At 64.8% G+C, this 10,000-nt stretch carries 7 protein-coding genes and 1 pseudogene (1 of these 8 cut by a window edge); all 8 read right to left on the bottom strand.

All coding sequences use genetic code 11. The features are described from left to right. Positions 1–1,141 carry the 5' portion of an argininosuccinate lyase gene (gene argH, locus DZK26_RS03490; protein ID WP_116898626.1) on the bottom strand. Its footprint begins 161 nt before the window's first position, so 1,141 of the gene's 1,302 nt are visible here — the first part of the coding sequence; the start codon lies at positions 1,139–1,141; its stop codon lies beyond the left edge, outside the window. Between the two features lie 243 nt (positions 1,142–1,384). Continuing rightward, on the bottom strand, positions 1,385–2,341 hold the full coding sequence (argC, locus tag DZK26_RS03485; protein ID WP_116898625.1) for an N-acetyl-gamma-glutamyl-phosphate reductase: 957 nt from the start codon (positions 2,339–2,341) through the stop codon (positions 1,385–1,387). Continuing rightward, positions 2,341–3,093 carry a DUF3307 domain-containing protein gene (locus tag DZK26_RS03480; RefSeq protein WP_116898624.1) on the bottom strand — a complete coding sequence of 251 codons (753 nt, stop codon included), beginning with the start codon at positions 3,091–3,093 and terminating at the stop codon, positions 2,341–2,343. The genes argC and DZK26_RS03480 overlap by 1 nt, the downstream gene beginning before the upstream one ends. Further along, entirely contained in the window at positions 3,093–3,779 is a 687-nt protein-coding gene (locus DZK26_RS03475; RefSeq protein ID WP_116898623.1) for a SatD family protein, read from the bottom strand. The genes DZK26_RS03480 and DZK26_RS03475 overlap by 1 nt, the downstream gene beginning before the upstream one ends. Before the next feature lie 62 nt (positions 3,780–3,841). After that, positions 3,842–5,155 (bottom strand): acetylglutamate kinase, encoded by a 1,314-nt coding sequence (locus DZK26_RS03470; protein WP_116898622.1) that lies wholly within the window; start codon positions 5,153–5,155, stop codon positions 3,842–3,844. After that, on the bottom strand, positions 5,148–6,224 hold the full coding sequence (locus tag DZK26_RS03465) for an acetylornithine deacetylase (RefSeq protein WP_116898621.1): 1,077 nt from the start codon (positions 6,222–6,224) through the stop codon (positions 5,148–5,150). Before DZK26_RS03465 ends, DZK26_RS03470 begins: the two co-directional genes overlap by 8 nt. Before the next feature lie 187 nt (positions 6,225–6,411). After that, positions 6,412–7,605, bottom strand: a complete 1,194-nt coding sequence (locus DZK26_RS03460) for an argininosuccinate synthase domain-containing protein (RefSeq protein ID WP_116898620.1) — start codon at positions 7,603–7,605, stop codon at positions 6,412–6,414. Positions 7,606–7,884: 279 nt separating this feature from the next. Beyond that, positions 7,885–10,000, bottom strand: a pseudogene (locus DZK26_RS03450) (hypothetical protein); the annotation flags it as partial.

Here is a 10,000-nt window from a genome sequence, read left to right as displayed (position 1 = left end):
GCCCCTGCCCAACCAGTTCGTTGGCGCGGTCGGTGGCGTGCAGCGCCGGCGCAATGGCCTCGCGCATGCGCGCCTCGTTCCAGGCGATCGATTCGAGCAGGTCAGGCACGAGTTCGAGGCCGGCCAGGCCGCGCTGGAAGGCGCGGATCAGCGGCGGTTTGGTGTCCTGCAGGTCGCGCTGGTATCCGGAAGGCAGCGACAGCACGGCATCGAGTTCGGCGCGGGCGCCGACGACCGTGGCGTGCAGGGACCGCAACAGTTCGACCGTATCGGGATTGTGCTTGTTGGGCATGATCGACGAGCCGGTGCAGTAAGCGCTGCCGATTTTCATGAAGCCGTACTCCTCGCTCGCGTAGAGGCTGAGATCCCAGGCCAGGCGCCGCAGATCGCCAGTGGCCGCGGCCAGGGCGTCGACGGCACGCAACTCGACCTTGCCGCGACTGTTCTGCGCGTACTGCGGATTGACGACCAGGCGCGGAAAGCCCAGTTCGCTGGCCACACCCTCGCGATCCAGCGCCAGGTTGACGCCGAACCCCGATGCCGTGCCCAGCGGGCTGGCGTCGAGCCATTCGGCAACCTGGCCGGCGAGGTCGGCATTGTCGATGAAGGCTTCCGCGTGTCCGGCCCACCACAGGCCCAGCGATGATGGCATGGCCTGCTGCAGGTGCGTATGACCGGGCAGCGGCACCATGGCTTCGGATTCGGCGCGATCGAGCGCGACACGCGCGATCTCCCGGCACAGCTCGCCCAGCCGGCCGAGCCGGTGACGCAAGTACAGGCGAACGGCAACGGCCACCTGGTCATTGCGGCTGCGGCCGGCGTGAATCCGCCCGCCGAGTTCGCCCAGCCGGTCGATCAACCAGGCTTCGATGGCCGAGTGGCCGTCCTCATGGCGCTCGTCGAGGACGAATTCCCCGGCTGCGAAAGCGTCTTGCAGATCGTTCAGGGCCGAGACCATCTGCTCGGCCTGTTCTTCGCCAAGCACACCGATGCGCGCCAGGCCCCGGGCATGCGCCTGGCTGGCGCGAATATCGAAAGGCAGGAGTTCGCGGTCGAGGATCACGTCCTGGCCGGCGAGAAAGCGCATCACACGCTCGTCGACCTCGCCCGTGGAATCCTTCTTCCAGATGTAGTCAGCCATTGACGACTCCTTTGCGTACCGGCCGGACGGGTGCGGGATCGTTCGCTGAAGGCCTCGCCATGCGTCGAACTGAAGCGAACGATCCCGCACCCGTTCGGCCCTTCTCGCCATCCGTATCTGGCTTGGGTGTGCCGCGGCTCCAGATCGGCCGGGCGGGATGGGGTGACTTTGCTTCAGTTCGACGCGTGGCGAGGCCTTCAGCAAAGTCACCCCATCCCGCCCGGCCTCTGTGGCGCATCGTCTTCATCGGGCCGTTTCAGCGATGCCCGCCAACTCGTCCAGGCCGAGCGCGAGGTTGATGTTCTGCAGGGCCTGGCTGGCCGCACCTTTCAAGAGATTGTCGAGCACCACCACGAAACTGGCGCGCATGGAATCGCGCTCGTCGACGGTGAATCCGCCGATGATCAGGTTCGGTGTACCGGCCACGTCGCGAATCTCGGGGATCTCCTCGCTGAGCCGGATCAGGGGCTCGTCCCCATACTGCTGCCAATACATCGACAGCAAGTCTTCGGCCGACATGGATTCGGTAAGCATGACCGAAACGGTCATCGAAATACCGCGGAAAAACGGCGCTACGTGCGGATGAAAACGCACCGGCCGGCGCAGGTGCGCGGAGATTTCCTGTTCATGTATATGCCCGGCCAGGGCATAAGGGATCAGGTTGTCCTTGAGCCGGTCGGGATCGTTGCGCGGCGAAGGCATCTTGCCGGCACCGCTGTAGCCGGACACCCCGAACACCACCGGCGGCGCGGCCAGGGAATGGCGAATCGGGCACAAGCCGAACATCCCGCCGGTGGCGTAGCAGCCGGGGTTGGCGATTCGCTGCGTCGAGCCCAGCGCCTCGCGACTGAGCTCGGTCAGACCGTAGGTCCAGTGCCGATCGAAGCGCCAGTCGGCGCCGAGATCCAGGATGACGGCCCCGGGGCGCGCCTGGCCGATGGCATCCTCCCAGGCCTGGCTTTGTCCATTGGGCAACGCCAGCACCCAGACCTCCGCATCGACCTCGTGCACGCCCTCGGGCTGCAGGGCCTCGAAGGCCTGGCCCGAGTCGGGCCACTCCGGAACGGTGTCGGCAATCGGCTGACCCGCCTGGCTGTCGCTGGTCGCCAGTGCCAGTTCGATTTCATCATGACCGGCCAGCAGCCGCAACAATTCCGATCCGGTGTAGCCACGCCCGCCGATCAGGGCCAGTCGATGCATCACAATCCTCCCAGAACGACACTCGATGACAACCACCGGTAAATCAGGCCGAAGGCCACGACTTCACTGGTACTCAAAAGGGTACCGATCACGAAGTACTCGGCATGCGCACGCTGTTTACGCACACTGTCGAAACGGAAGACCGACTTGGCCGCCAGCACCAGGCCGATGGCTGCCCAGGCCTGCGCCAGGAACGCCGAAAACATGAGAAAGCGCTCCAGCCAACCGATGTACAGGCCGGCCCGTGCCAGGCCTTCGCCGGCGTCTTCACCTTCAGGCAGCAACGAGGCCAGCAGCAGGCGGTTGACCCACCCACAGGCGACGACCACGACCAGGTAAGCGACCAGCACCCAGCCCACTACGCCAGCAGACAGTCGCCAGAATCCACTGATCGACGCCAGCCAGTCGGGTCGACCGGCGAGCCACCAGGCGGCCAGCAGCAGCACGATCAAGTGGGCGGCCTGGTCGAGGACGAAAGCGGACAGCTGATGCTTGCCGTCGAACCGGCATTTCAGCAGATCTACGGCCAGATGCACAACGACGATCACCGCAAACGCCAATATCACTTGCCAGCCGGCAACCCCGGCGGGCGCGAACAGCAGCCAGGCTAGGATCAGGCAGGCCAGGTGCCAGGCGCCGTGCTCGAGCAGCGCCGGCCATCGACCCTCGCGCTTGCCGTCGACGATGGACTTGCGCTGAACGACGAAATCGCCGACCAGGTGCGCGATCAAGAGTGCCAACAGTATCTGCATCAGTCCAATTCTTCGCCCGACGGAGCCACATTATTATCCATCGGACGTGACAGCAACTCGCGCAACTCCGCCAGGCTGGCCTTGAGCTCCCAATAGCGCGCGCTCGCCAGACTGCGCGAGACGGTCGATTCGACCACGTCGAGGATGGCGGCCACTTCGGTCTGCTTGCCGGTTTCCTCGTAACGCTCGATGATCTGCCACTGCCGGTCGGTGATGTCCTGCACGAGGGCATCGGCCAGCCGTAGTACCGCGTTGCAGGTCATTGACCTTGGGTCGTCCGGCGCCCCCACCCGGAGTCGCACCCGGCTCATGCCGTGGCGCGGCGAATCCAGTGCTTCGAGCGCCGCGCGGGCAAGGTAGAAAGCCTCGCCGGTCACAGCCTGGTTGAGCGGCAACCCTTCATCCGCCCCGACCACCGGCTCGACAGGACCGAAGCCGAATGCCAGGCGCAGCGACCAGGGCCGGAAAGCGCACCAGAAGTCCCAGACGACGCACGGCAGCATCGCCGGTTGGTCGATCAGCCCCTGAAACTCGTCCCAGGCAGTTACCGCGTAATCGAAACGCGTCCAACCATTGGCCCGATGGCGCCGCGAAAGCTCGGTCAACAGCCGGTCCCGCCGCTCGGGAAATTCGCCAATTTGCCGCGAGTCGGCCACATCGGCAATCAGGGCAAGCCGGTCATCCATCCAGGCCTCGGTTCAATTGCACTCCTACGCGCATTTTTATCACATTGCTCTTTAACATGCAACTACTCCGCTACCCAGCCAGAGTCCCGCTGCCAGGCGTCGGCCGTCAGTCGGCCGAGCAGGCCGAAGTCCTCGATGCCGATGGTGTAGACAATCCATTCGCCCCGACGATGGGTCGAGTGCGCCTGCTGGAAATACCAACCGGCGATCGGGTTGCCGGCGCGGGCGCGCCAGTAGAGCCGTGGAAAGCGCTGCCGCAGCGCCTGCCACAGGGCCGCGCCCAGACCCTCGCCTTGAGCCTCCGGGGTGACGACGAACTTGTCGAGATAGGGCACGCCGTCGACACCGGCCGTGACCAGAGCGGCCGCCCGGCCGCTCTCGGCCCAGAGCAGGCCGAGCAGTTCGCGCCGTTCGAGCCAGTCCGGACGGAGATTTCGGCCGAAGCTGTTTTCGAGCAGGATCTGGAGCTGCTCCCGATGTTCCGGCGAGACCGTCTCGAACCAGTCGATCGCCTCGCCCCGTCGAATCAGGGTGCCCGCACCGGTATGCGTGAACAGCTCGCGGGTGAGATTCTCCGCCGAGGTGATCGACACCGAGGTGTCCGCGGGCAGGCGCTCGAGCATCTCCCTGATCTGCTGCAGCTTCAATCGCATGCCCGAATGCACCCAGTCCTGGGCCAGCAGATGGTCGTAGTCGGTGCGCAGGCTGATGGCCGAGATCACGCGCCCGCTGTGATCGAGCAGCCCGCCAGTGCCGGTCAGGAAAATCACCTTGTGCGGCTCCACCGCCCACACCAGCTCACGCGCGGCGATATCGGCATTGATGTTCATCACCTGCCCGGCCGGGGATTCACCCAGGCAGGCGACCACCGGCAGCGATCCAGCGGCAATGGCAGTACGGACCGGTTCGAGCTCGACCCGTTCGATCTCGCCGACCAGGCCGAGGCGCTCGCGGTCGAATAACTGCGATTCGAACACGCCGTGCAGGATGCCGCGGGCACGCACCCCGCGCGCTTCCAGGGCATCGACCAGCGCGGCATTGGCGCGATAAATCACCGGCCGGGCCACGGCCATGACATCCTCGGTGGTGACGCGCAGGCCGTCGCGCTTCTCCACAGGCACGCCGGCGGCCGCCATCGCCTCGTCGAGCTGCGGTCCGGCACCGTGCAATACGATGGGCGTCAAGCCCAGCCGGTGCAGGAAAGCGAGTGAAGCGGCCATCTCCTCGAGGTGATCGCGCATGACCGCACCCCCGACCTTGACCACGGCAAAGCGCGATTCCTCGATGCGCGAGAACTGCTTGAGATACTGCCGCGCTTCCCGGCTGGAACCGAGTTGGCCGAGCAGTTCGATGACGGTGCGACGGACTTCAGGCATGCTCGACGATCCGTTGATAGAGGTTTCGGGCTCGTTCGAGCTGATCGAGGGTCACCCACTCGTCGGCGGTATGCGCCTGGGCGATGTCACCGGGACCGAGCACCATGGTCGGCATCCCGGCAGCCGAGAACAGCGAGGCCTCGGTCCAGAAATCGACCGGCTCGCCCACGCGCAAACCATGACGCTCGCAGAACGCACGCACGGGCGCTTCGTCCTGACCGGCCGCCGGCAGCGGCGGGCCGGAAAACGGCACATGCCAGTTCGCGCACTGGTCGGCACCACCGAGGCCGGACAGCTCCGCCAGCAGCTCCTCGTTGGACTCACCCGGCCCCAGCCGCGCCGAGTAATGCAGGTTCGCCTCGCCGGCAATCACGTTCGACTTGGTGCCACCGGACGCGAGGCCGACGTTGAAGCCCGTCGGCCGGCCAGCGGCCTTTTCGGATTCGCAGTACGACAGGGCGGCACAGGTCCAGCGAGCCATGCGGTGGATGGCGCTGTCGGCAAGCGCCCGACCTTCCGACGAATGACCGGCGATACCGGTGAAGCGCCCCTTGACCGACAGATAGCCGCGGTGGGCAAGGGTCGCCCGGCAATCGGTCGGCTCGCAGACGACCACCTGCTTGAATCGACGGTGAGACGCCTCGTCCAGAAAGTTGCGTACACAGCAACCGCCGGCACCTTCCTCGTCGGAAGAAAACAGGATCGCCATCCGCGCCTCGCTCGATTCGGCCAGCGCCAGTAGCGCCGCAGCCGCCCCCTTGATATCGCAGGCGCCGCGGCCGTATGCACGCTCGTTCTCGACGGTCAGTTCCAGCGGCGGCTTGGTCCAGCCCTCACCGACCGGCACGGTATCGAGGTGGCAATTGAACAGCACCGAGGCCCCGCCACGCCGGGCAAAAAGGTTGACGTGGCCATCGCCGTAGGCGGTCATCGAAACCGAGAATCCGGCCGCCTTCAGCACGCTGCGGGCATACACGAACATGCTCGCCTCCGGCGTGATGTTCCGGGGCGGATTCTGGCTGTCGCACTCGATCAGCCTGGCCAGGTGCTCTAGAAGTCGCTGGGGCATTAGCTTCTAAACCTCTTAAACGCCAAGACACAAAGAATGAAAACAAAAAGAATCGGGAACCACGGAAGACACGGAATGCACGGAAAGAAAGAACCGGTTTAAAGCATTCAACATGTTCACCCTTTTCCCTTCCGTGGATTCCGTGCTTTCCGTGGCTCCATAGTTTTCTTCGCGTCTTTGCAGTTAGTCATCTTTTCCGGATCCGGGCAGCCAGCGTGGACGACTGGCCGAGGAGTTTGACGAAGCCCTCGGCTTCTTCGGGCGTCCACCCGGCGGATTGGGCATAGACGGCGTCCGGGTCTTTCAACAGGTAGCGCGATCCCACCGCTACGGCCTGGATGTCGCCGCCGTCGCTGGAAAGCCGGACGACGCCCGTGACGTATTCGTTGGCTGATTCCAGATAGGCCTCGAGATCGGCCTTGTGCGGTTCGAAGAAAAAGCCGGTATAGACCAGTTCGGCCCAGCGCTGGGCGATCGCCTGGTGGAACTGGTTCTGCAGCTTGGTATTGACCGCCTCCCTGAGCGCCCGCTGGGCGACCATCAGGCCGTCGATGCCGGGACACTCGAACACGATCCGGCCCTTCAGTCCGATGGAGACGTCGCCGGTATAAATGTGCCGGCCCACCCCGTAGGCACCCAGTTTGTCGTTGAGTGCGGCGAGCAGGTCCGGGCCGTCCAGGGGTTGGTCGTCGAGACTCACGGCACGGCCTTCCCGGAAACCGAGGGTCAGTTCCAGCGGGCCGTCCGGCCACTCGGAACGGGGCCGGCACCAGACGTGTGTGTCCTCGTCCGGCACGCCGAACTCGTCGATTTCCTGGCCGGAAAGCGTCACGCCGAGCAGATTCTCGTTGATCGAGTAGCGGCTGGCCGATTCCGGCACCTCGACGCCGGCATCGGCCATCAACTTCAGTTCATGGGCGCGGACGTTACTGGTCTCGCGCTGCAGTTCGCGGATGGGCGCGTGGATCGTGTAATCGCCGAGCGAGCGCACCGACTGGTCGAAGCGTAGCTGGTCGTTACCCATGCCGGTACAGCCGTGGGCGAAGTGCGTGGTGCCGAGCTCGTCGGCCAGCTTCAGGCACTCCTGCACGATCACGTAGCGATCCGAGCACAGCATCGGGTACTGCTCGAGCATGCGTGCACCCGACCACAGAAGCGGCACCACGAACTGGTCCCACAAGGGCTGGCCGGCGTCGAGCTCGTGGTGCTCGACCGCTCCCAGGGCGCGGGCGCGTCCGGCGATCCAGGCTTTCTGGTCGGCACCGATACCGCCGGTGTCGACAAAGGCGGTGTGTACCTCGAAACCCTGTTCCTTCAGGGCCAGCACGCAATAGCTGGTATCCAGCCCGCCGGAGAAGGCGAGGACGACGCGTTCACTCATGATCCGTTTTCCCGTTCAATTCAATTGTCATTCCCGAAAACAAGAAACCCGGCGTCTGGGGCCGGGTTTCTCGTGCAGTCTCGTCTGATTGAAGCTCGATAGGACTAATGCACACCCCGGCCCGAATGACGGACACGACGGCGCGGACGTCGCGGCAGGCGGCCGGGACGCGGGCTGTCAGCATTGGCAAGTGCAATGACTTCAAACATCATGATTCACAAATTGCCACAGGTCAGGGGGTAAAACAAGTAGGTCGGGGTAACATCCCCGACGGAAAAGTTACAATGCGTCGGCACGGCCCTCAAGCGCCTGTTCCAGGCGGGCAAGCCGATCCTCCAGCGAATCGATTCGCGCCTTCTGCGAACGAATTCGCTCGACCAGCGCGGTCGACTGCGCCGCACCGACCCGCGCAGTGACAGTGCCCAGGCCTTCGTCGGACCTGGCACTCCAGGCATGACCGGCGAAGGGGCCGTGTTCATCAGGATTCCACTGCGCCGGGCTGACGGCCCGGGCTGTGCCGTCGTTGTGGCCGCTGGCGACCAGCAGATCGCCGATCGCAACCGGGCCGCGCACGCGAACCGGGACCTGCCCAAGAAATGCCACGGGCGAGTGATCGCTCTGTGGTTTCGATGCATCATGGTTGCCCAGCATGGCGGGACTGGAAGAGATGATCATCAGCCGCTCGGCGTCATCGGTGGTACGGGTAATCTCCCCGCCGCGAACCGCGACGAGATCGGCGGGCCGGATCGATTCTTCAGGCCGATGGCGTGGCAGCATCTCGGCGAAGTCCGCACCGCCTGTTGTAAAGCCGTTGTCGGCAGTAATCTCGCCACCCGGCGCATCGATGTTGATCGTCCGGTCGAAACCATTGTAGAAATCCATGGAACCGTCGTTGCGGATTTCGAATTCTCGGCCTCCGTTATTGTTGCCGAAGCCTTTAAGTAGCGGCCCGCTGCCTTCGCGGTTGGCCAACACCATCGTCGCATCGCTGCCGTGGGTGATGAAATAGCCCGCAATACCGGCACCCGTACTCAAGTTATCCGCACGCAGGGTCGGCGTGGTCAGACCGCTGCCCGAGTTGTTTTCCGCATGAAGCTGGGCAGACGGTGCGCTCGTGCCGATACCGGCACCGCTCGCGGCGCGGACCAGGAACTGGTCGGGACCGGTCGATTCAAAATCGACGTCCTCGCTGTCCGCCCACACAAAAGTGCCCTCATCGCCACACTCGTCGACATTTGCGGTGCAGTTGCCGTCGGTATCGGTCTCTCCAGCGTCCCCGGCGTCGCGCGCCACCGCGCGACGGCCGGCGGCAAAACTGAAATCGCCGCCGGCGCTCGAATCCATGCCCATCGCCGTGGACTGATCGCCGCTGGCGGTCGTGCGCCTACCTATCGCCGTGGAGTGGGTGCCGCTTGCGGTCGTGCCCTCGCCCATCGCCGTGGCTACAAGCCCGGGGGCATTGGTTTCATCACCCATCGCCGTGGCGGCGAAGGCGCTGGCGGTCGTGCGAAAGCCAATCGCCGTGGAATGAGAACCGCTGGCAGTCGTGCCACCGCCCATCGCCGTGGAGTCGTTGCCACTGGCGGTCGTTTCCTCGCCCATCGCTGTGGAATTAGCTCCGCTTGCGGTCGTGCCACCGCCCATCGCCGTGGCGGCGAGCCCGGTCGCGTAATTCCCAAACCCACCGACAACGGTGGTGAAGTCGTCGGCGACGGTGTTGATGCACGGGCTACTGCGATCCGGGCCGCAGGTCGTAAAGCCCGGATCGCCGCCGCCGCCGGCAATGGTGGCACCCTCGACCGACCCGCCCGACAGTACATTGAGCTCGGATCCCCCGATCAGATTGGGGGCGTGAATGCCGTTGCCTTCCTCAGCATCGAAGATCCGGGTCACCGGTCGGTTGTTCACACGCAACTCCAGCGGCGTGGTGTTGGTCGTACCCAGAAAATCTCCGCTGCCGGCAGCGTTGCCCCCGGTAGACCAGAACAGGCCGCTGTCGATATCGGCGGCAGTGATGCTGCCATCAACAATCTGAGTGCTGCCTACCGCATCGGCCCCGACCGTCAGCGCATGCTGGGCCATCGGTGCCGGCTTGATCTGCTGGCGTGGTCCCAGCGTCGTGTAACTGCCGGTTCCCGCCTCGGCAACCTCGATCTGCAGCCACACGTCCTGGCCGCCGAAGACGATGCTGCCGAAGTCGATATTGGCCGTGAACAGCCCGTCGTTGACGGGGACACGCGTGTCCTCGACCGGCCCTTGCAACTTCGTACCGCTACTCTCGGCATCCCACAGCGTAAAGCGGAAATCATAGTCGCCGTCAGCAGGCGTCCCGGACTGCTCCAGCTCGCCCTGGTAGGTGAATTCGGTGGTGACCTGGGCAAGCGAAGCGCTCGTC

Origin of the sequence: Wenzhouxiangella sp. 15190 (assembly GCF_003417465.1) — a bacterium.
Classification (GTDB): domain Bacteria; phylum Pseudomonadota; class Gammaproteobacteria; order Xanthomonadales; family Wenzhouxiangellaceae; genus Wenzhouxiangella.
This window is presented reverse-complemented; position numbering and strand designations above follow the sequence as displayed.

Excerpts from the sequence above, each read along its gene's own strand:
- argC (WP_116898625.1), bottom strand. The coding sequence starts at position 2,341 with ATGCATCGACTGGCCCTGATCGGCGGGCGTGGCTACACCGGATCGGAA.
- DZK26_RS03480 (WP_116898624.1), bottom strand. The coding sequence starts at position 3,093 with ATGCAGATACTGTTGGCACTCTTGATCGCGCACCTGGTCGGCGATTTC.
- DZK26_RS03475 (WP_116898623.1), bottom strand. The coding sequence starts at position 3,779 with ATGGATGACCGGCTTGCCCTGATTGCCGATGTGGCCGACTCGCGGCAA.
- DZK26_RS03470 (WP_116898622.1), bottom strand. The coding sequence starts at position 5,155 with ATGCCTGAAGTCCGTCGCACCGTCATCGAACTGCTCGGCCAACTCGGT.
- DZK26_RS03465 (WP_116898621.1), bottom strand. The coding sequence starts at position 6,224 with ATGCCCCAGCGACTTCTAGAGCACCTGGCCAGGCTGATCGAGTGCGAC.
- DZK26_RS03460 (WP_116898620.1), bottom strand. The coding sequence starts at position 7,605 with ATGAGTGAACGCGTCGTCCTCGCCTTCTCCGGCGGGCTGGATACCAGC.